General features: G+C 71.7%; 19 protein-coding genes, 1 pseudogene and 1 riboswitch. Of the genes and pseudogenes, 5 read left to right on the plus strand and 15 right to left on the minus strand.

Annotated elements, in window-relative coordinates; translation table 11 throughout:
- Positions 1–139: 139 nt before the first annotated feature.
- The gene (locus AB0L95_RS40135) at positions 140–727 is read right to left on the minus strand and encodes a 2'-5' RNA ligase family protein (protein ID WP_365171334.1); all 588 of its coding nucleotides are present in this window, start codon (positions 725–727) and stop codon (positions 140–142) included.
- A 155-nt stretch (positions 728–882) separates the two neighbouring features.
- Complete coding sequence (gene trpS, locus AB0L95_RS40140; RefSeq protein WP_365171336.1) at positions 883–1,896, minus strand: tryptophan--tRNA ligase; 1,014 nt, start codon at positions 1,894–1,896, stop codon at positions 883–885.
- Positions 1,897–2,069: 173 nt separating this feature from the next.
- Here trpS and AB0L95_RS40145 point away from each other — a divergent pair, with 173 nt between their 5' ends.
- A complete protein-coding gene (locus AB0L95_RS40145; RefSeq protein ID WP_365171368.1) occupies positions 2,070–2,687 on the plus strand; it encodes a hypothetical protein in 618 nt (205 codons plus the stop codon).
- Positions 2,688–2,715: 28 nt separating this feature from the next.
- Here the strand turns inward: AB0L95_RS40145 and AB0L95_RS40150 are convergent, their stop codons facing one another.
- The 3 genes from AB0L95_RS40150 to AB0L95_RS40160 form a co-directional block, all read right to left on the minus strand.
- Positions 2,716–4,167: a glycine hydroxymethyltransferase gene (locus AB0L95_RS40150; RefSeq protein WP_365171338.1), complete on the minus strand. Its 1,452-nt coding sequence runs from the start codon at positions 4,165–4,167 to the stop codon at positions 2,716–2,718.
- 40 nt (positions 4,168–4,207) lie between these two features.
- Positions 4,208–4,296, minus strand: a riboswitch (ZMP/ZTP riboswitch).
- A 154-nt stretch (positions 4,297–4,450) separates the two neighbouring features.
- Entirely contained in the window at positions 4,451–5,635 is a 1,185-nt protein-coding gene (locus AB0L95_RS40155) for a glutathionylspermidine synthase family protein (protein WP_365171340.1), read from the minus strand.
- 6 nt (positions 5,636–5,641) lie between these two features.
- Entirely contained in the window at positions 5,642–5,974 is a 333-nt protein-coding gene (locus AB0L95_RS40160; RefSeq protein ID WP_365171342.1) for a hypothetical protein, read from the minus strand.
- A 140-nt stretch (positions 5,975–6,114) separates the two neighbouring features.
- Here AB0L95_RS40160 and AB0L95_RS40165 point away from each other — a divergent pair, with 140 nt between their 5' ends.
- A complete protein-coding gene (locus AB0L95_RS40165) occupies positions 6,115–6,978 on the plus strand; it encodes a hypothetical protein (RefSeq protein WP_365171370.1) in 864 nt (287 codons plus the stop codon).
- Positions 6,979–7,051: 73 nt separating this feature from the next.
- Here AB0L95_RS40165 and AB0L95_RS40170 read toward each other — a convergent pair whose 3' ends face one another.
- On the minus strand, positions 7,052–7,552 hold the full coding sequence (locus AB0L95_RS40170) for a MarR family transcriptional regulator (protein ID WP_365171344.1): 501 nt from the start codon (positions 7,550–7,552) through the stop codon (positions 7,052–7,054).
- Between the two features lie 89 nt (positions 7,553–7,641).
- On the opposite strand from AB0L95_RS40170, the gene AB0L95_RS40175 reads away from it, so the two are divergent.
- The gene (locus AB0L95_RS40175; RefSeq protein WP_365171346.1) at positions 7,642–8,091 is read left to right on the plus strand and encodes an SgcJ/EcaC family oxidoreductase; all 450 of its coding nucleotides are present in this window, start codon (positions 7,642–7,644) and stop codon (positions 8,089–8,091) included.
- Between the two features lie 161 nt (positions 8,092–8,252).
- Here AB0L95_RS40175 and AB0L95_RS40180 read toward each other — a convergent pair whose 3' ends face one another.
- Genes AB0L95_RS40180 through AB0L95_RS40200 form a run of 5 tightly spaced genes read right to left on the minus strand, consistent with a single transcriptional unit; the run spans position 8,253 to position 15,490 of the window.
- Entirely contained in the window at positions 8,253–9,212 is a 960-nt protein-coding gene (locus tag AB0L95_RS40180; RefSeq protein WP_365171348.1) for an ABC transporter substrate-binding protein, read from the minus strand.
- A 1-nt stretch (position 9,213) separates the two neighbouring features.
- The gene (locus tag AB0L95_RS40185; RefSeq protein WP_365171350.1) at positions 9,214–11,154 is read right to left on the minus strand and encodes an ABC transporter permease subunit; all 1,941 of its coding nucleotides are present in this window, start codon (positions 11,152–11,154) and stop codon (positions 9,214–9,216) included.
- The gene (locus AB0L95_RS40190) at positions 11,154–12,386 is read right to left on the minus strand and encodes a betaine/proline/choline family ABC transporter ATP-binding protein (RefSeq protein ID WP_365171352.1); all 1,233 of its coding nucleotides are present in this window, start codon (positions 12,384–12,386) and stop codon (positions 11,154–11,156) included. The genes AB0L95_RS40185 and AB0L95_RS40190 overlap by 1 nt, the downstream gene beginning before the upstream one ends.
- The gene (locus tag AB0L95_RS40195; protein WP_365171354.1) at positions 12,386–13,915 is read right to left on the minus strand and encodes a GMC oxidoreductase; all 1,530 of its coding nucleotides are present in this window, start codon (positions 13,913–13,915) and stop codon (positions 12,386–12,388) included. Before AB0L95_RS40195 ends, AB0L95_RS40190 begins: the two co-directional genes overlap by 1 nt.
- Positions 13,916–13,969: 54 nt before the next feature.
- Entirely contained in the window at positions 13,970–15,490 is a 1,521-nt protein-coding gene (locus tag AB0L95_RS40200) for an aldehyde dehydrogenase family protein (protein WP_365171356.1), read from the minus strand.
- A gap of 193 nt (positions 15,491–15,683) precedes the next feature.
- Between AB0L95_RS40200 and AB0L95_RS40205 the strand changes: the two genes are divergently transcribed.
- On the plus strand, positions 15,684–16,460 hold the full coding sequence (locus AB0L95_RS40205; protein WP_365171358.1) for a hypothetical protein: 777 nt from the start codon (positions 15,684–15,686) through the stop codon (positions 16,458–16,460).
- 108 nt (positions 16,461–16,568) lie between these two features.
- Here the strand turns inward: AB0L95_RS40205 and AB0L95_RS40210 are convergent, their stop codons facing one another.
- The 3 genes from AB0L95_RS40210 to AB0L95_RS40220 form a co-directional block, all read right to left on the minus strand.
- Complete coding sequence (locus AB0L95_RS40210) at positions 16,569–17,558, minus strand: malate dehydrogenase (protein ID WP_365171360.1); 990 nt, start codon at positions 17,556–17,558, stop codon at positions 16,569–16,571.
- 496 nt (positions 17,559–18,054) lie between these two features.
- Positions 18,055–19,029 (minus strand): DUF2690 domain-containing protein, encoded by a 975-nt coding sequence (locus tag AB0L95_RS40215; RefSeq protein ID WP_365171362.1) that lies wholly within the window; start codon positions 19,027–19,029, stop codon positions 18,055–18,057.
- A 194-nt stretch (positions 19,030–19,223) separates the two neighbouring features.
- Positions 19,224–19,805, minus strand: coding sequence for a helix-turn-helix transcriptional regulator (locus AB0L95_RS40220; RefSeq protein ID WP_365171364.1), 582 nt, complete (start codon positions 19,803–19,805; stop codon positions 19,224–19,226).
- A gap of 452 nt (positions 19,806–20,257) precedes the next feature.
- Between AB0L95_RS40220 and AB0L95_RS40225 the strand changes: the two genes are divergently transcribed.
- Positions 20,258–20,791: a peptidoglycan-binding domain-containing protein gene (locus AB0L95_RS40225; RefSeq protein ID WP_365171366.1), complete on the plus strand. Its 534-nt coding sequence runs from the start codon at positions 20,258–20,260 to the stop codon at positions 20,789–20,791.
- A 7-nt stretch (positions 20,792–20,798) separates the two neighbouring features.
- On the opposite strand, the pseudogene AB0L95_RS40230 reads toward AB0L95_RS40225, so the two are convergent.
- A pseudogene (locus AB0L95_RS40230) lies at positions 20,799–21,114 on the minus strand (hypothetical protein); the annotation flags it as partial.

Raw genomic sequence — 21,114 nt, forward strand, 5'->3', positions numbered from 1 at the left:
CATCGCAAGGCGGAGGGTCGTCCGCGTACTGGGCGTACGCGGACGGCCCCGACAACGCGGCGAGGTGCCGTGCCTGGGGGCACCTCCCAGCCGCCAGGCTGGGGGAGTCGCGGGCCGGACGGGACTTTCGAAACACGCCCTAGGCGCGGTGGGCGGGGAGGGTGGCGCCCTCGGTCGGGGCGGTGGCCTGGGGAGGCACCACCGCGCTGCCGAACGGGAACTCCCGCAGCTTGCCCCAGACGCCGTCCGGGCCCTGCTCGTACAGGGCGAAGCCCGTGCACGGCCACGCGGCCTCGTAGCCGGACAGTTCCTCGTACGCCCGGTCCATGGACGCCTCGTCGATCCCGTGCGCCACCGTGACATGCGGGTGGTACGGGAACAGCAGCTCGCGCGCCACCGGCCCGGAGGCGTCCCGGACCTGCTTCTGGAGCCAGGCGCACTCCTCCGCGCCCTCGACGACACGGACGTACACCACAGGCGACAGGGGCCGGAACGTGCCTGTCCCGGCCAGCCGCATCGGGAAGGGACGCCCGGCCGCCGCGACGTCGACGAGGTGCGCCTCGATCGCGGGCAGGTCGCCGGCGCCGACCTCCGTCGGCGGCAGCAGGGTGACGTGCGTGGGGATGCCGTGAGCCGCGGCGTCGCCGAAGCCCGCGCGCAGCTCCTGGAGGAGGCTGCCATGAGGCTCCGGGACCGCGATCGACACACCGATCGTTACGGTCCCCACGTCGTCTCCTGTCGTCGTGTTGGTGTGCGTGGCCGGGGCGGGACGGACTGCCGTCACGGTGTTCGCTTTCCGACTGTACGACCACGCCCTGCCGTCGGGCAGGCACGGTCAGAGTGGAGTGCAGCACTCCACGGCGCGTCGGGGCACGGGACGGGTCAGTGCTTGGCAGACAGGAAGCCCACCCTGTCGTACGCCTGCGCGAGCGTCTCCGCCGCGACCGCACGCGCCTTCTCCGCACCCTTGGCCAGGACCGCGTCGAGCGTCTCGGGGTCGTCCAGATACTGCTGGGTGCGCTCCCGGAACGGCGTCACGAAGTCGACCATGATCTCGGCGAGGTCCGTCTTGAGCGCGCCGTAGCCCTTGCCGGCGTAGCGCTCCTCCAGGTCGGCGACAGCGGTGCCGGTCAGGGTGGAGTGGATGGTCAGCAGGTTGCTGACGCCCGGCTTCTCCTCCCTGTCGAACCGGATCACGGTGTCCGTGTCCGTGACGGCGCTCTTGACCTTCTTGGCCGTGACCCTCGGCTCGTCGAGCAGGTTGATCAGGCCCTTCGGCGTGGACGCCGACTTGCTCATCTTGATCGACGGGTCCTGCAGGTCGTAGATCTTCGCCGTCTCCTTGAGGATGTACGGCCGCGGGATCGTGAACGTGTCACCGAAGCGGCCGTTGAAGCGCTCGGCGAGGTCGCGGGTCAGCTCGATGTGCTGGCGCTGGTCCTCGCCGACCGGCACCTCGTTCGCCTGGTACAGCAGGATGTCGGCGACCTGGAGGATCGGGTACGTGAACAGGCCCACGCTCGCGCGCTCGGCGCCCTGCTTGGCGGACTTGTCCTTGAACTGGGTCATCCGGCTGGCCTCGCCGAAGCCGGTGAGGCAGTTCATCACCCAGGCGAGCTGGGCATGCTCGGGGACATGGCTCTGGACAAAGAGCGTGCACCGTTCCGGGTCCAGTCCGGCCGCGAGCAACTGGGCGGCGGCCAGACGGGTGTTGGCACGCAGCTCCTTCGGGTCCTGGGGGACCGTGATCGCGTGCAGGTCGACGACCATGTAGAACGCGTCGTGCGTCTCCTGCAGGTCCACCCACTGGCGGACGGCACCGAGGTAGTTGCCGAGGTGGAACGAGCCGGCGGTGGGCTGGATCCCGGAGAGCACGCGGGGACTGTCTGAGGCCATGTTCACCATTCTCTCAGGTCCGGCGGGCCGTTCCGGAAGCGGTGGGAGACGGGCGGGGGGCGGATCGTGCCCCACGGGATGACCCGGCGGTAAGACGAACGGTGTAACAAAGGGGCATGAGGAGCGAGGGGGAAGGCATGCGGGGGCTGCGTGCTCTGGTGGCGGCGCTGACGATGGCGGTCGCGGTGCTCGCGGGGGCGGCCGCCCCCGCGTGGGCGATGCGCAAGGACATCCCGGATCTGGCACTCGTCGTGACGAACGGCACGGGCCGTACGACGACACTGCACTCCGGGGACCAGGACTTCGCTCTGCTGTGGCAGCTGATGTCCCCGACGGAGACCGCGACCGAGCCGGTGCCGGACGCCTGGACCGAGGGCCGGTATCCGCGGGTACAGGCCACCGTGGTGTGGGCGCTGACCGGGATCGGGGGATGGCCGTACACCCAGCGGGCGCCGGGCGGCGATGTGGCCGTGGAGCGGCAGGACCAGGTGTTCCTGGCGGCGGACGGGACACCGTGGGTCCGGTCCGATCCGGCGCCGGACGTCTCCGACGACGACATCCGGTGGCACCGGGCACCGCGGTCCGTCTTCGACCGGCTGGAGAGGGAGGGGCTGTTCGAACAGTCCGTCCCCGCGGCCGAGGACGGCTCCTCGGACGGCCCCCGCTGGGGGGCAGTCGGAGCGGCGGCGGGGCTGGCTCTGGGTGTCTGCGGCACCTACGCCGTACGCCGGGCCGCGGCCCGGAGGCAGGGGATGCCTCGCGAGCCGCGGCAGGAGCTGATCGAACTGTGAGAGGCGGAACGCTCCGTCGGTGGCCGGATCAGCCCAGGTCGATCTCCGGGTAGAGCGGGAAGCCCTGGAGCAGGTCGCTCGCCCGGTGGGCGATCTCGTCGGCGATCTTCGGGTCCAGGATGTGCTGGGCCTTCGACTGGGTGCCCTTGGCGGTGGTGCCGGGGACGGTCGTCGTGAGGACGCGGTCGATCAGGGCCGCGATCTCGTCCATCTCGGCGGTGCCGAGGCCCCGGGTGGTGAGGGCGGGCGTGCCGATGCGGATGCCGGAGGTGTACCAGGCGCCGTTCGGGTCGGCCGGGATGGCGTTGCGGTTGGTGACGATGCCCGACTCCAGCAGCGCCGCCTCGGCCTGGCGGCCGGTGAGGCCGTAGGAGGTCTCCACGTCGATCAGGTTGAGGTGGTTGTCCGTGCCGCCGGTCACCAGGGTGGCGCCGCGGCGCGTCAGGCCCTCGGCCAGGGCGCGGGAGTTGTCCACGATCCGCTGGGCGTAGTCCTGGAAGGAGGGCCGGCGGGCCTCCGCCAGGGCCACCGCCTTCGCGGCCATCACATGCGGGAGCGGGCCGCCCAGCACCATCGGGCAGCCGCGGTCCACCTGGTCCTTCAGGGAGTCGTCGCACAGCACCATGCCGCCGCGCGGGCCGCGCAGCGACTTGTGGGTGGTGGTCGTGACGATCTGCGCGTGCGGGACCGGGTCGAAGTCGCCGGTGAGGACCTTGCCCGCGACCAGGCCCGCGAAGTGGGCCATGTCGACCATCAGCGTGGCGCCGACCTCGTCGGCGATCTCGCGCATGATCCGGAAGTTCACCAGGCGGGGGTAGGCCGAGTAGCCCGCGACGATGATCAGCGGCTTGAACTCGCGGGCGGAGGCGCGCAGGGCCTCGTAGTCGATCAGACCGGTGGCCGGGTCGGTGCCGTAGGAGCGCTGGTCGAACATCTTGCCGGAGATGTTCGGGCGGAAGCCGTGGGTGAGGTGGCCGCCCGCGTCCAGGGACATGCCGAGCATGCGCTGGTTGCCGAAGGCCTGGCGCAGCTCGGCCCAGTCCTGCTCGGAGAGGTCGTTGACCTGGCGGACGCCGGCCTTCTCCAGGGCGGGGGCCTCGACGCGCTGGGCGAGGACGGCCCAGAAGGCGACGAGGTTGGCGTCGATGCCGGAGTGCGGCTGGACGTACGCGTGGCGGGCGCCGAACAGTTCCTTGGCGTGCTCGGCGGCGATCGACTCGACGGTGTCGACGTTGCGGCAGCCGGCGTAGAAGCGGCGGCCGATGGTGCCCTCGGCGTACTTGTCGCTGAACCAGTTGCCCATGGCCAGCAGGGTGGCGGGCGAGGCGTAGTTCTCCGACGCGATCAGCTTGAGCATCTCGCGCTGGTCGGCGACCTCCTGCCCGATGGCGTCGGCGACGCGGGGCTCGACGGCGCGGATCACGTCGAGGGCGGCGCGGAAGGCGGTGGACTCGGTGGAGAGTGGCTGCTGCTCCGGCATGTCGGCCTCCGGGTGGCGTGGCTGGAAACGGTCACGGTTCACGGTCGGCCCAGGCGCACGGCACTCGTCGCATCAGGGCCGCTCCCCGATGGTCGGTCCCATCCCAGCGCGCCAGTCACGGCCCGGCGATCAGCCTACCGGGCCGGTCGGACGCCGGGGGGCATACGTCCACCATGCGGGCCTCTCGCAGGAGGGCGCGCCGGGGCACGCCTCGGCGGGGGCGGACGCGCCGCGAGGGATCGCGTGCTGCGGAAACCTCACGGGATCACGTGCGGCGCAAGCCTCACAGGATCACGTGCGGAAGGAACCGGGCGTACTCGTCCGTGACCAGGCCGGACGACTCGCGGATGCCCAGCCCGGCCGACGCGTCCCCGACGACCCAGGCCCCGAGGACGACATGGTTGCCGTCGAAGGACGGCAGGGGCGCCAGCTCCTGGTAGCAGCACGGCTCGTCCCGTACGACGGGCTCGGCGCCCGGCTCGTGGATCGTCACGCCCTCGCCCTCACGGCCCAGGAGCGGCTTGGCGACATAGCCCGTGGTGTGCGCCAGGTCCCGGGGGCCGTCGAGGTGGGCCGGGAGGAGGTTCGGGTGGCCCGGGTACAGCTCCCAGAGGATCGCGAGCAGCGCCTTGTTGCTGAGCAGCATCTTCCAGGCGGGCTCGATCCACAGCGTGCTTCCCGTGCCGCCGCCGTTGTCGAGGGTGTCGAGGACATGGCCGCCGAAGCGGTCGGCGAGGAGCCACTCCCAGGGGTAGAGCTTGAAGCAACTGCGGATGAAGCGGAGCCGGTTGTCGACGAAGCGTCCCGAGAGGGGGTCCCAGCCGATCTCCTCCATGGAGATCCAGTCGGTGTCGAGCCCGGCCTGCTCGGCGGTCTCCTTCAGATATGCCACCGTCATGAGGTCCTCGCCGAGTTCGTCGACGGAGGAATGCGCGAAGTACAGCGGGCTGCCGGGCGGGAGCAGCTCGGACTGCTTCCGCCAGACGGCGACGAGGCGTTCGTGGAGCGAGTTCCACTGGTCGGCGCCCGGGAAGCGCTCCTGCATCCAGAACCACTGCGGCGAGGCGGCCTCGACCAGGGAGGTGGGTGTGTCGGCGTTGTACTCCAGGAGCTTGGCCGGGCCCGTGCCGTCGTAGCGCAGGTCGAAGCGGCCGTAGACGGAGGGGAGTTCGGCGCGGCGGTGCCATGCCTCGGCGACCGCGCGGGCGCTGCGCGGATCGGTGATGCCGAGGTCGGTGAACCGGTTCTCCTCGACGATGTGCGCGGCGGCGGCCAGGCACATCCTGTGCAGGTCCTCGACGACCTCCTCCAGCGACTCCACCTCGTCCAGACCGAAGACGTAGTACGCGCTCTCGTCCCAGTAGGGGCGCAGGGAGTCGTCCGGGTGGCGGGTGAGCGGGTAGACGAGGCCCTGTGCCTCGACGGTCCGCTGCCAGTCGGGGCGGGGCTCGGTCCTGCGGCGTTCCACGGCCGCTCAGCCGCCGGACTTGCCGTGGCCGCCGAAGCCGCCGCGGTGGACGCCGCTGTGGCTGCCGCTGCCGGAGCTCCTCGGCCTGGTGAAGGAGCCGTCGTTCACGAAGCCGCTCTTCTTGGTGCCGCCGTAGTACCAGCCGCCGTGCGCCGTCGACGCGTGGGATGAGCAGTTCTTGTCGGCCACGACCTTGTACCCCTTGCCGAGGGTGTAGCTGTCGCGGTCGACGCAGCGCTTGTCCGGTTCCGAGGAGCAGGCGGTGAGCGCCGCCGCGAGGAGCCCCATGCCGCCGAGGACGACCGTGCCCGAGCGCAGTTGCCGGCGAGCGTCCGCCATGTTCGTGTCCCCCGTCGAGTGAGTTTTCGTTGAGACGTCGGTGAGAGGTTTTCGGTCACCAGACTAGAGAGCGTCACTCTGGTGTTCGATCCGCCCCCTGTCTCCGCTCGGTCGCCTACAGTCGCTATGTGTTCTTTGGAATGGTGTGCGCCCTAGGCGCGGCGGTCTGCTTCGGTACGGCGACGGTGTTGCAGGCGGTCGCGGCACGCGCGGCGAGCCCGGGCGGGGGCGGAGACGCGGCGCTGCTGCTGCGGGCCCTGCGGCAGTGGCGGTATCTGGCGGGGCTCGCACTGGACGGGCTCGGCTTCCTGCTGCAGATCGTCGCACTGCGGTCGCTTCCCATCTACGCGGTGGGCGCGGCGCTCGCGTCGAGCCTCGCGGTGACGGCGGTGGCCGGGGCGCGGCTGCTCGGGGTGCGGCTGGCCGGGAGTGAGTGGGCCGCGGTCGGGGTGGTGTGCGCGGGGCTCGCGCTGCTGGGGCTGGCCTCCGGGGCCGAGGGCGGCCGGCCGGGGTCCATGGCCCTGAAGTACGCGATGCTGGCAACCGCGGTGGCCGTGCTGCTGCTGGGGCTGGCCGGGGGGCGGCTGCCGGGACGAGGGCGGTCGCTGGCGCTGGGGCTGGGCGCCGGGTTCGGGTTCGGGGTCGTCGAGGTGGCGGTACGGCTGATCGACGGGCTCACGCCGTCCGCACTGCTCACCAATCCGGCGGCGTACGCGCTGCTGCTGGGCGGCGGCGCGGCCTTCCTGCTCCTGACCACGGCCCTGGAACGGGGGTCGGTGACGGTGGCGACGGCGGGCATGGTGCTGGGCGAGACCGTGGGGCCGGCGGCGGTCGGGGTGGTGTGGCTGGGCGACCGGACACGCGAGGGCCTGGGCTGGCTGGCGGTGCTCGGCTTCGGTGTCGCCGTGGTGGGGGCGCTGCTGCTGGCCCGGTTCGGCGAGGCCCCGGCACCGGAGGCGCCCGCGGCGCAGACCCGCCTCGGGGAGGCACCGGCAAAGCCGTGACACCGCCCACCCGACGGCCGGCCGCCCGGGACACTGCCGGCCTCCGGGTCCGCGTGCCCCGTAGGGCATACGGTCAGCTGTCGCCCTTGGCCCGGGCGCCCCTGCCGCGCCGTGGAGTCGCGCTCTTGCGGATCTCCTCCGTGGCCGCGCGATGCGCGGGCGCGGCGCGCCTGAAGTAGTCGAAGAGCAGGGCGCGCTGCTCGGGGGTGTAGCGCGCCAGCACCTCGGCGATGTGGCGGCGGGCGGGGCCCACGACCTCTTCGACGCGTCCGAGTGCGTCGGGCACCGGCTTGACGATCACGCGTCTGCGGTCCGTGGGGTCGGCGGCACGGCGGGCGTAGCCGGCCTGCTCAAGGCGGTCGATCAGGCGCGTCGTGGCACCCGTGGTGAGCCCGGTCCTGGAGGCCAGCTCGCCCGAGGTGAGGCCGCCTTCCAGGGTGATCAGGCTCAGCGCGTACCACTCCGACGTGTGCAGTCCGGCCGCCTCCGCACTGGCCAGACCCTGAAGCCCCACCGCGTCCAGGTACTGGCGAAAGACCATGTGTTCGTCCGCGGCGTCTGCGGGGGTTGCCATCGGGGGGAGCACCTCCTACGGTTATCTGCATGCATGCAGATACTGCGTCCGTTGAGAATCTGCTCCAGTCTAACCAGGGGGAGGCAGCCATGACGACCTCGCACGACGTCGCCGCGGTCACATCCGTACTGAACGAACTCGTCGCCGCCTGGGGGCGGCACGACGCCGAGGCGTACGGCGAGCTGTTCACCGAGGACGCCACGTACATCACCTTCGTCGGCACCCTGTACGAGGGGCGCCGGGACATCGTGGAGAGCCACCGCACCCTGTTCGAGACGTTCCTCAAGGGCACGCGACTCGCGGACGAGGTCCTCGACATCCGCTTCCCCGGGCCGGATGCGGCCGTCGTCAACGGGCGCGGCGACACCTACAACGGGAAGCGGCCGCGCAAGCTCACCAAGATCCAGACCTACACCCTGGTCCGGCAGGGCGACGGGAAGTGGCGCATCGCCGCCTTCCACAACACCAAGCGCAAGCCGCTGCTGGAGTCCCTCTCCCACAGGTTCGCCCCAGGGCTCGTCCCGGCCGCCGAGAAGTAGGCGCCGCCGCGGCCCGCCTCGACTCAGCCCATCGCCGCCGCGCCCCGTCTCCGCTCAGTGGGATCCGGCCGGTGACGGGCTGGGCGGGGGGGGGAACTGACGGCCGGAGCCGCGGTACGGGCGGCGGAATGGTTCGAGCAGCTCCGGCACCTTCCAACAGCTCAGGACAGCCATTTCTGCCAGGTGGACCGGTGGCCCTCCACCCACTTCTTCGCGGCCTGGTCCGGGGTCAGCTTCTGGTCGGCGATCAGCAGCGAGACCTCGTTCTGGTCCTCGGTGGTCCAGCTGAACTTCTTCAGGAAGGCCGCCGCCTTCCCGCCGTTCTTCGCGAAGCCCGCGTTCAGGTACTTCTGCAACGGGGTGTGCGGGTACGCGCAGGCGACCTTCGCCGCGTCCTGGTCGCAGCCCTCCTTGTACGGCGGCAGCTTCACCTCCGTCATCGGGACCTTCTTGAACAGCCACTGCGGCGCGTACCAGTACGTCAGGAAGGGCTTGTGCTGCTTCGCGAACTGCCTGATCTGCGTGATCTGCGCGGCCTCGGAACCGGCGAACACCACCTGGTAGTTCAGCTTCAGGTTGTCCACCAGCGCCTTGTCGTTGGTGACGTAGGACGGCGAGCCGTCCATCAGCTGGCCCTTTCCGCCGCTCTCCGCGGTGCGGAACAGAGGCGCGTACTTGTTGAGGTTGTGCCAGTCCGTGATGTCCGGGTGCTGCTTGACGAGGTAGGTCGGGACGAACCAGCCGATGTGGCCGGTGACCCCGAGGCCGCCGCCCGCGTCGATGGTCTTCTTGTCCTCGACGTACCGCTTCTCCTGGTCGGGGTGGCCCCAGTCCTCCAGGATCGCGTCGACCCGGCCCTGGCTGAGGGCGTCCCAGGCGGGGACCTCGTCGACCTGGACGGTGTCGACCCGGTAGCCGAGCTCGTGCTCCAGGATGTACTGGGCCACGGCCACATTGGCCTGCGCGCCCACCCAGGACTGCACCGACAGGGTCACCGTCCTGGCGCCCTGGGCACCCGCGAACGGCGAGGCCTGCTTGGTCATGTCGGCGGCACCGCAGCCGGTGGTCAGCCCCAGCACGGCGAGGGCGGCGGTCAGCATCTTCGTGCGCGTACGAGACATGTCACGCTCCCTTCTTCGCGCGCCGCTCGGTCGGCTGGGTCACCCGGTCGAGCATCAGGCCGAGACAGACGATCGCCCCGCCGGCCACCAGACCGGTCGCCAGGTCGCCCTGCGCGAGGCCGAAGACGACGTCGTAGCCGAGCGCGCCGCCACCGACCAGACCACCGATGATGACGACGGCGAGGACCAGGACCACGCCCTGGTTGACCGCGAGCAGCAGCGCCGGGCGGGCGAGCGGGAGCTGGACCTGGCGCAGCTGCTGGGTGCTGGTCGCGCCGAGCGAACGCGCCGACTCCAGGGCGGCCGGGTCGACCTGGCGCAGGCCCTGGGCGGTGATACGGACGACGGCCGGCAGCGCGTAGACGATCGCCGCCGCGACGGCGGGTGCGCGCCCGACGCCGAACAGCGCGACGACCGGGATCAGATACACGAACTGCGGCATCGTCTGGAAGACGTCGAGAACCGGGCGCAGCAGCCGCTCGAAACGGTTGCTGCGGGCGGCCGCGATCCCGGTCGCGACACCGAGCACGAGGGTGACGGCGACGGCCGCCAGCACCTGGGACAGCGTGTCCAGGGACGGCTTCCACACCCCGAGCACACCGGTCGCGGCCATCGCGAGAACGGCGGTGAGCGCGGTGCGCCAGGTGCCGATCAGCCAGGCCAGCGCGGCGACCACGAGCAGCACCGCCCACCAGGGCAGCCACTGCAGTCCGGTGCGCAGCGGGTCCAGGATCCAGGTGGTGAAGTGGGCCGCCCAGTCGGCGGTGCCGCCGACGAAGGGGACGCCCGAGTACAGATGGGCGGTCATCCAGTCGACGACCCGGTTCACCGGCTCGGCGATCTTCACGGTCCCTGCGTCGGGCCAGTCCAGGCGGCCGGCGAGCCGCGCGGCCAGGGCGACGGCTACGGTCGCGACGGCCGCGTAGGCCCATCCGGCGCGTCCGCCGGAGCGCTCGGCCCCGGCTCCCGCCGCGCCGGTGACCCTGTCCAGGACCACCGCGAGCAGCACGATCGGGATGCCCGCGGCGAGCGCGGCGCCCACGTCGACGGAGGCGAGTGCCTGGTAGACGCGGTCACCGAGACCCCCGGCGCCGATCACGGAGGCGATGACCGCCATGGACAGCGCCATCATGATCGTCTGGTTGAGGCCGAGCAGCAGCTCCTTGCGGGCCAGCGGCAGCCGGGCGGTGAACAGTCGCTGGCGGGCGGTGGTGCCGAGCGACTCGACCGCCTCCAGGACCTCCTGGTCGGCGCCGCGCAGACCCAGCGCGGTGAGCCGGGCCATCGGCGGGGCCGCGTACACGACGGTGGCGAGCACGGCCGCGGGGACACCGATGCCGAAGACCAGGACGACGGGCAGGAGGTACGCGAAGGCGGGCAGCACCTGCATGGTGTCGAGGACCGGGCGCAGGGCGCGGAACGTACGGTCGGACAGGCCCGCCGCAAGGCCCAGCAGCGCGCCGAGCAGCACCGAGACGAGTACGGCGACCACCATGAGCGCCAGCGTCTGCATGGTGGGCACCCACATGCCGAGCAGACCGCAGGCGAGGAACGCGGCCGCCGTGCCGAGGGCCAGGCGGACACCTGCGGCGCGCCAGGCCAGCAGCGCGGCGGCGACGGTCACGCCGGGCCAGCCCGCCGCGAGCAGCGCCAGGTAGACGGCGTGCACGGACAGGACGATGGCGTTGCTGATGTAGCCGAAGAAGTACAGGAAGAGCGGGTGGCTGTCGCGGTTGTCGATGATCCAGTTGCTGGCCGAGGCCAGCGGCTTGGAGAGGTCGACGGTGAGCGCGTGCGGCCAGCTGCCGCTCGCCCAGCGGGCGTCGGCCAGCGGTACGAGGACGGCCGCGACGGCGGCGAGCAGCAGCAGCTTGCTCACGGCACGATGCCTGAGCAGGCCGGGAATCGTGACCTTGGGAGCGGTCGTGGTGAGCGTGGCCATCACACCGCCTCCTCGGCCTGCTCCGTTCCGGTGACGGCGCCGTGCCCCGTTCCGTGTGCGGCGGCCTGGTCCGACGGGGCGGCGGCGTCCTGCTCCGGGCCGGCCGCGGCGTCCTGCTCTGCCCCGGCCACGGCGTCCTGCTCCGCCTCGTCCGCGACGGTCTGGGGCGTTCCGGCCACGACGCCGAGCAGGCGTGCGTGGTCGACGACGCCGAGACAGCGGCCCCGGTCCATGACCCGGGCCGGGGAACCCGTGCGGGCGACCGCCTCGATCGCCTCCGAGACCGTGGCGTCCGGCGACACCGCCGGGCCGCCCCCCGCCTCCTCCGCGGACGCGGTCCGCATGGCCGAGCGGACGGTCATGACCTGCTCACGCGGCACGTCCCGGACGAACTCCCGGACGTAGTCGTCGGCTGGGGACCCCACGATCTCCTCGGGGGTGCCGAGCTGCACGATGCGGCCGTCGCGCATCAGGGCGATGCGGTCGCCCAGCTTGAGAGCCTCGCTCAGATCGTGCGTGATGAAGACCATCGTGCGGCCCTCCTCACGGTGCAGCCGGACCACCTCCTCCTGCATGTCGCGCCGGATCAGCGGGTCGAGCGCGCTGAACGGCTCGTCGAACAGGAGCACCTCGGGGTCGACGGCGAGTGCGCGGGCGAGTCCGACGCGCTGCCGCTGGCCGCCGGACAGCTGGCTGGGGCGCCGCTTCTCCATGCCCTCCAGGCCGACCTTGGCCACGAACTCCGCGGCACGTTCGCGGCGCTCGGCCCGGCCGACCCCCTGGATCTCCAGGCCGTAGGCGATGTTGTCGAGGACCGTGCGGTGCGGCAGCAGGCCGAAGTGCTGGAAGACCATCGCGGCCCGATGGCGCCGCAGTTCGCGCAGCCGTGTCTTGTCCATGGCGCGGACGTCCTCGCCGTCGATGGCGATGGCGCCCGCGGTCGGTTCGATGAGCCGGGTCAGACAGCGCACGAGCGTGGACTTGCCGGAACCGGACAGGCCCATGACGACGAAGACCTCGCCCTTGCGCACGTCGAAGCCCACATCGCGGACGGCGGCCGTGCAGCCGGTACGTTCGCGCAGCTCGGCGACCGGCAGCGCGGCGAGTTCGGGGTCCGCCGGGATACGGCCGGCCTTCGGGCCGAAGACCTTCCACAGGCCGTCGACCGAGAAGACGGGGTCGACGGCGCAGTCGTCGGTGGGCGGCTTACGGGTGGGAACTGTGAGAGCCATCAGGCGTCACCTCCGAGCAGATCCGCGGCCTTCTCCCCGACCATGAGCACCCCGATCATCGGGTTCACGGCGGGCATGGTGGGGAAGACGGACGCGTCAGCGATGCGGATACCTTCCAAACCGCGGATCCTCAACTCCGGGTCGACGACGGCGAGTTCATCGGTCCCGGCGCCCATGCGGCAGGTGCCGGCCGGGTGGTACACGGTGTGGGCGACCTGGCGCGCGTAGGCGCTCAGTTCCTCGTCGCCGGTGAGGTCCGGACCGGGGCACACCTCTCGCTTCAGCCAGCCGGCCAGCGGCTCGGTCTTCGCGATCTCACGGGCGATGCGGATCCCGTCGACGAGGGTGCGGCCGTCGTAGTCGTCCTCGTCGGTGAAGTAGCGGAAGTCGAGCGCGGGCTTGTCGCCGGGGTCGGCGCTCGTCAGGTACAGACGGCCGCGGCTCTTCGGCTTGGGGATGTTCGGGGTCATGGAGACGCCGAACTCCGGCCGCTCGTAGCCCAGTCGTTCCGGATTGTCCGTGAACGGGATCTGGTAGAAGTGGAACATCAGGTCCGGGCCCGGCTGTTCGGGGTCGCGGCGCACGAACAGGCCGGCGTCGCTGTCCATCGCGGAGTTCTCCGGGATGGGTCCGTGCGTCTCCCACACGATCACCGACTCGGGGTGGTCGAGCAGGTTCTCGCCGACGCCCGGCAGATCGAGCGCGACCGGTATGCCGAGCTTCTCCAGGTCCGCTTTGGGGCCGATGCCCGAGTGCAGCAGCAGCCGCGGGGAGTCGACGGCGCCGGCGCACAGCACGACCTCCCGCCGGGCCCGTACGAGGATCTCCTCGCCGTCCTTGGTGCGCACGTGCACGCCCTGCGCGCGGGTGCCCTCCAGCTCCAGCTTGTGGGCCCAGGTCTCCAGGAGGATCGTCAGGTTGGGGCGCTCGTCCATCACCGGATGCAGATACGCCACCGAGGCGCTGGAGCGCTTGTTGTTCTCGGGGTGGTAGGCGAGGTCGAAGAAGCCGACGCCCTCGGTGAACGGCTTCTGGTTGAAGCCCTCCACCCGCGGCACGCCGATCGCCTCCTGGGCCGCGTCCACGAAGTCGCGGGCGATGGCGTTCCGGTCCTTCTCGTCGACCGGGACGATGTTGTTGAGCAGGCGGGCGTAGTACGCCTCCATCGGGACGGCGCCCCAGCCCTCGGCGCCGGCCGCCTCCCACTCGTCCCAGTCGGAGGGCAGCGGCTTGAACGCGATCAGGGTGTTGTGCGAGGAGCAGCCGCCGAGCACGCGGGCGCGGCTGTGCCGGATGTGGGAGTTGCCGCGCGGCTGCTCGGTGGTCGGGTAGTCGTAGTCCAGTTCACCGCCGAGCAGGCCCATCCAGCGGCGGAGGGTGAGGACGTCGTCGCGGCCGACGTCGCTCGGGCCGCCCTCGATGACGGCGACGGTGACGTCCGGGTTCTCGGTGAGTCGGGAGGCGATGACGGAACCCGCGGTGCCGCCGCCGATGACGACGTAGTCGTACACGTGCGTGTTCGGGTGCATGGGGAACTGCTCCAAAGCTGCTGTGGGGGGAGGGGTGCGCGGCGGGGGGAGGGGTCAGCCCGCGAACCAGCGGACCGGCTGGGGGGCGAGGTTCTGGTAGACGTGCTTGGGCTCGCGGTACTCGGCGAGGCCCGCGGGGCCGAGTTCGCGGCCGATGCCGCTCTTGCCGAAGCCGCCCCACTCCGCCTGCGGGAGGTAGGGGTGGAAGTCGTTGATCCAGACCGTGCCGTGGCGCAGCCGGCCGGCGACACGGCGGGCGCGACCCGCGTCGGCGCTCCACACGCCGCCAGCGAGGCCGTACTCGGTGTCGTTGGCGAGCGCCACCGCCTCGTCCTCGGTCTGGAAGGTCTCCACGGTCAGAACGGGCCCGAAGACCTCCTCGCGGACGACCTTCATCTCCCGGTGGCACCCGTCGAGCACGGTGGGCTCGTAGAAGTAGCCGCCGGCCGGCCTGGTCTCGTCCGGCTCGGGGCGCTTGCCGCCGCAGCGCAGCACGGCGCCCTCGGCGAGCGCGGAGGCGACGTACGCCTCGGTCTTGGCGCGCTGCTCGGCGGAGACCAGCGGACCGCACTCGACGCCCTTCTCAGTGCCGCGGCCGAGTCGTATCCGGCCCGCGCGGCGGGCGAGTTCGGCGACGAAGCGCTCCTTGACGGACTCCTCGACGATGAGGCGGGAGCCGGCCGAGCACACCTGACCGCTGTGGATGAAGGCGGCGTTGAGCGCCTGGTCGACGGCGGTGTCGAAGGCCTCTTCGGTGGCGCAGGCGTCGGCGAAGACGACATTGGGGTTCTTGCCGCCGAGTTCGAGGGCGACCTTCTTCACGCCGAGGGCCGCGGCCAGCGCGACCTTCGTGCCGCTGACGAGTCCGCCGGTGAAGGAGACCAGGTCGACGCCGGGGTGCTCGGCGAGCCGGGCGCCCACCGAGTGGCCGGGGCCGGTGACGATGCCCGCCACCCCGGCGGGCAGTCCGGCCTCCGCCAGCAGCTCGATCAGGGCGACGGTGGTCATCGGGGTGATCTCGCTCGGCTTGACCACGAAGGTGTTGCCGGCGGCGAGCGCGGGGGCGATCTTCCAACTGGCCTGGAGCAGGGGGTAGTTCCAGGGAGTGATCAGGGCGCACACACCGACCGGCTCGTACACCACGACACTGTGGATGTCGGGCGAGCCGGCATCGACGACACGGCCGGCGCTCTCGCCGGCGACGAGGCCCGCGAAGTAGCGGAAGGCGTCGGCGACGCAGTCGATGTCGACGCGGCCCTCCTCCAGGGTCTTGCCCGCGTCGCGGCTCTCCAGGAGACCCAGCTCTTCGCGATCGCGTACGAGGAGATCGGCGACTCGGTGCAGCAGCGCGGCGCGCTCCGCCGCGGACGTACGCGGCCAGGGACCCTCGTCGAAGGCGCGCCGGGCGGCCACGACGGCCGCGTCGACGTCCCGTTCGTCACCCTCCGCGACCAGGGCGAGCGGCTCGGCATCCGCGGGGTCCAGGATCTCGCGCGTGGCACCCGAGAGCGCCGCGCGCCACTCTCCTGCCACATGGATGGTCTGCGCTGCCTGCCGTGCCTGCTGTCCCGACATGATCGGTAATGCCTTCCGTTACAGTTCGGTCGCCCTGTGTCACCTGCGTGCCACCCCCCGGTGGGCGGCGTGCACCTGCCCCCGCGCCGGGGATGCATGCGTATGCGTGACCGAAAGTGCTCCGCGTCACTGAAAATGCGGTCGAAAAGGGTGAAAAGTACGCTGAGCCTGAACTACTGGTGGAGGTGACGCGATGTTCCGGACGCATGGCTTCACGATCGCGACGCGCGCGACGGTGACTGCCGCGACGATGGGCCTGCTGTTCTCCCCCGTACTGGGAGGCGTGTCGTCGGCCAAGACCGGCGGCGACCAGAGTCCACAGCAACTGGCCGCACAGGCCCAGGGCGCACTACGGAAAGCGACATCGGTCCGGATCCACTACCAGGACCGCAGCGCCGCCGCGGCGAACAGCATCACGCTGCCCACGGCGATGGACCTCGCGCTCGACCGGAAGGGCAACTGCGCGGGCACCCTGACCCTCGGCTCACGCGGGGGCATGGTCCAGATCATCAAACGGGGCACCGATGTGTGGCTGAAGCCGAACACGGCGTTCTGGACGTCGGAGCTGCCGGGAGACCGGGGCACCGCCGCGGCCAAGACGTTCAAGAACCACTACATCCACGGCTCCACGAACGACACGGTCTTCAGCGGTGTCGTCAACGCCTGCAGTCTGCAGGACCTCCAGTCGGCCGCGACGGCGACGCCGCCCACCACCCTGAAGGAGGGCCTCGCGACGACCGTGAACGGCACCCGAGTGGTCCCGCTGTCCTTCGAGGTGAACGGCATGACCTCGACGCTGTACGTCACGACGGGCAAGCCGCACCTGCTGTACCGCGCGTCCCAGAAGGGGCCGGGCACGGACCTGACCCTGACCTTCACGGACTACAACAAGCCGGTTCCGGCCAAGGCCCCGCCGCCGAGCGCGTCACTGGACGTCTCGAAGCTCCAGAGCCTGCTGGGCACGGCCTGAGGCGGAACCCGCCCGGGTCGGCCTGAGGGCGAAACGTGCGCAGGCCCCGTCCCCGGAAGAACCGGGGACGGGGCCTGCGCACGTACGATCGCCGGAAGCCCGGACGGGTCAGATGAGGCCGAGGGAGCGGACCGCGTCGCGCTCCTCCTCCAGCTCCTTCACCGACGCGTCGATACGGGCACGGGAGAACTCGTTGATGTCCAGGCCCTGGACGATCTCGTACTTGCCGTCCTTGGTGGTGACCGGGAAGGAGGAGATCAGGCCCTCCGGGACGCCGTAGGAGCCGTCCGACGGGATGGCCATGGAGGTCCAGTCGCCCTCGGCCGTGCCGTTGACCCAGGTGTGCACGTGGTCGATGGCGGCGTTGGCGGCGGAGGCGGCCGACGAGGCACCGCGGGCCTCGATGATGGCGGCGCCACGCTTGGCGACGGTCGGGATGAAGTCGTCGGCGAGCCACTTCTCGTCGTTCACGACCTCGGCGGCGTTCTTGCCGGCGACTGTGGCGTGGAAGATGTCCGGGTACTGGGTGGCGGAGTGGTTGCCCCAGATCGTCAGGCGCTTGATGTCGGCGACCGAGACGCCGGTCTTCTTCGCGAGCTGGGTCAGCGCGCGGTTGTGGTCGAGGCGGGTCATCGCGGTGAAGCGCTCGGCCGGCACGTCCGGGGCGGCGGCCTGGGCGATCAGCGAGTTGGTGTTGGCCGGGTTGCCGACGACGAGGACCTTGACGTCGTCCGCCGCGTGGTCGTTGATGGCCTTGCCCTGCGGCTTGAAGATGCCGCCGTTGGCCTCCAGGAGGTCACCGCGCTCCATGCCCTTGGTGCGCGGGCGGGCGCCCACGAGAAGGGCGACGTTGGCGCCGTCGAAGGCGACGTTCGGGTCGTCGCTGATCTCGATGCCCTGCAGAAGCGGGAACGCGCAGTCGTCGAGCTCCATGGCCGTGCCCTCGGCGGCCTTCAGCGCCGGGGTGATCTCCAGGAGGCGCAGCTTGACCGGCACGTCCGCGCCGAGCAGCTGGCCGGAGGCGATGCGGAAGAGCAGTGCGTAGCCGATCTGGCCGGCCGCGCCGGTGACGGTGACGTTCACGGGAGTGCGGGTCATGGCGTTCTCCGTATGACAGCTGGCGGTAGGGCGTCGTCGCCCCGGGGTGCGGGATCCCCACCGCCGGCTCGTGGCCGACGCCTGCCGCGATGATCGATCAAGGGTAGGGATGATCGATCTCTTGGCGTCAAGAGAGATCCAGCGGTCAGGCTATCGCGCATCCGTGATCCCGCACTCCCGGGCCCGTGTGGCCCGTCCCACAACCGGCCGAGGGGCGGCGGCCGTCCGCTTCGAGGAGGCGAAGGAGCGGCGGCCGTCCGCTCCGAAGAGGGGGGACTGAGCGGCGGCCGCCGCAGGGGGGACGTCCAGCCGGAAGGGTTGTCGGCCTTCCGGCGCTGCCGGACTCCCGTGGGGGTAACGTGCGCCTGCCCCGTGACAGCGGGCTCATGCATGGCGGGAGCGATTCTTTTCGACAGGTCTTCCGCCCGGCCCTTCCGGCGGGTCCTATCCCCACGGGCGCGCGGCCTTGTCCCGTGCGCCCCCGGGGTCGTGCGCGCTACTTCGTGCACCCTTTGCGCCCCGACGCGAGCGTCACGCACGCCTTCGCGGCGGCGGGGTCCTTCACGGACACCATGGGGGTGTAGGCGTCCGTGTCCGCCGCCCCGGCCACCGACCCGGTCTGCCGGGGCGCCCCGCCCGCGGACACCTCGACCCTGTCGCCCGGTGCCGCCCGTGTGATGCGGGCCCACGCGGCCCCGCACGTCCTGCTGTACCGGACCTCGACGAGGGTCGTGCCCACGGTGACGGTGGTAGTACTCCTGGCCTCGGTGCCGCCGCAGCCCATTTTCTCCGGGTCCTTGCCGGTGCAGTCCGCGCCGCCGCACCTGATGCCCGCCGGCAGGTCCGGGCTCGCGCTCGCCGACGTCGGAGCCGGTGCGGGCGCCCCGGCGGACTTCTTTCCGTCGCCGCCGGTGAGGAAGAAGGCCACCCCGATCACCACGAGCGCACCGGCCAGGCCCGCGAGGAACATCACCAGCCGTCGCCTGCGCTGCGCACCGCGGGCCTCCGGCGGCCCGGCGCCGGGTACCCCGCCCGCCGTCGCGGGCCCGAACTCCCCCGCCGGTCCGAACGTTCCCGGTGTGCCTGTCCCTACGTCGCCCTCGGCGCCCGGGGTCCGAGCGGCCCTCGGCCGCGGCTCTCCGGGCGCCGTGCGCACCTCGGAGATCCGGGCGGCCTGCGTGGTCATGTCGTGGCGCGTCTCCGCGCGGCGCCAGGCCCGCTCGGCCTGCTCCCACAGGGCGGTGAGACGGACGGGATCGGTGCCGGTCGCCTCGGCCAGGGCGACGACGGCGCCCCTCGGCGGGAGCAGCCGACCGGCCAGATATCGCTCCCAGGACGTTTTGCTGTAGCCCGTGCGGTCGGCCACGGCGAAGACGCTGAGCCCGCTGTGGTCCACGAGCTGCCGCAGCTGTCCTGCGAACTCCCTCACCTGTGGATCGAGTTCCTCGGGCAGGGCCTTCCAACGAGGCATCGCTTCCCCCCTCATTCCCCCCGGTGTGCGCCAGGCGGTCCCCCTGACGGGGTGAGGGCGGGGACGCCCCCGGACCGTCCCGAGGGGACACGTTAGCCCCGGCACAGCGAGCATTCGGGGCCATCCGCGAACTTGTCGACGCATCGGCACAACAGGGACACGGCGGCGACCTCAGCTGCCCCACCGGGCTCAGATCACCCGAACGTGACGGCACCGGCGAGGGCGACGACGAGCAGCACCAGCAGGGCGAGGAGCGCGACGAGCAGAAGACGGCGCCCGGCGGGCCGCGGCGGGGGCTCCGCCTCGGGCAGGTCCCACCACGGAACGGTCGGATCGTCCTCGTACTCCCCCGGCACGGGACCGTCCACAGCTGTGGACACGGGACCGGTGCCGGTCGACGCGGGTACGGGGGCGGCACTGGTCGGGGCGGGTACGGGAGCGGTGCCTGTCGGGACGGGTATGGGGTCGGCGTCCGCCGGGGCGGCCGTCGGGGCGGCCTGGCGGGGCCAGGCGTGCACGGCCAGTTCCCAGCGCACGCCGAAGCGTTCGGCCTCCTCGCTCTGCAGTCCCGCGACCCGGCACAGCGCGACCACCGCCTGGCGGGGCGGCGGCTGGGAGGCGTTGAGATAGCGCTGCCAGGACGACTTGCTGTACGCGGTGCGCGCGCCGAGAGCGACGAGACTGAGTCCGGTGCGGTCCTTCAGGAGCCTCAACTGCTCCACGAAGTGCCGTACCTCCGGCGGCAGATCGTCCGGCAGCGGCTGCCAGGCGCCCATCGCTCACTCCTCCGCGTCACCCCGGCCCAAGCGTCCATCCGTTCGATTGACGGTGTCAGGGGCCGGATCGGTTCCGCCGCGGGGCGCGCGGACCATAGCGGAACGGTTACTCCCGCGCCACAGCAGCCCCTCAGGTGTTGAACAGCTCACGCCTGTACACAAGGGTGTTTCCCGGGCGGCCCGACCGCCCCGGGCGCCCGGCCTTCCACGGGGGAGAGGCCGAGCGCCCCCTTCTTTTCTCTTCTTTGCGTCCCGCTCCGGTCCGCCGGGCCGGGCGGGACGGCGCAGCGCACGGGGCGGACCGTCCCGTCTCGTCCCGTCGCCGCCCGCCGACGGCTCCGGTCCCGGGAGCCGGTGCGTCCTCATGGCTGTTCGCACGCAACGGGCCACGGAACGCGCCGGGAGATCACAGGATCGGCGGGGCGGAGCGGCCCAGGGGAGGAAGGGGAACCATGCGCAAGCACATCCGTACGGCAGTGGTGGCCACCGTGCTGGCCGCGGGCACCGTGCTCGGCGGGATCGCCACGACGGGCGCGGCCTTCGCGTCCGAGGACACCGGTTTCGTCGACGGCAAGGGAGGCACCACCGACGACTGGGGCGACGAGGGCGTGCTGTCCAAGGGCGACGACAGCAACGCGGTCGCTCTGTGGCAGACCGTCCTGGTGGCCGACGGCGCCAAGTGGACGGACGGGAAGAAGGTCCAGCACGACTTCACCGAGAACGAGATCGACGGCAGCTTCGACAGCCGGACGGCATCGGCGACGAAGTACTGGCAGGGCAAGAACGGTCTCAAGCAGACCGGCAAAGCCGACCCCAAGACCTTCGCGGTCGCGGACAACAACCTCGGCAAGCCCGGCAAGAAGGGCACTCTCACCTACGACGGCGACGCCGACGACGCGCGCTTCCGGCGTCAGAGCGTCCCCGGCGTCGACCAGCAGGTCTACTTCGTCCTCGTCGACGACTCGTGGGTCGCGGCGAACTACTGATCCGGCGTCACGGCGGTGTCGTCACCCGCCCGCACCCGGACTCCTGACGGCTCAGGAGCACCGTCGAGCCGGCGGTGACGACGATCAGCAGCACCGCCGCGAGGGCGGCGGTCAGCCGTAGGCGCCACACCGTCGCCGCCCATGGAAGAGCCGGAGCGGCGGGCGCGGGGAGTTCCTGCCCGGCCCGCCGCTCCTGCCGTGTCCCGGCGTCACCCGGCGGCGGCACCGCGTCCCGGGGCGCGCGGTCCTCGTGCCGAGGCACCCCGGCCGGCCGGGGTGCCTCCCCCCGGGGGCCGCCCCGACCGCAGCACCCCCTCGCGCAG

Origin of the sequence: Streptomyces sp. NPDC052036 (assembly GCF_040680495.1) — a bacterium.
GTDB lineage: Bacteria > Actinomycetota > Actinomycetes > Streptomycetales > Streptomycetaceae > Streptomyces.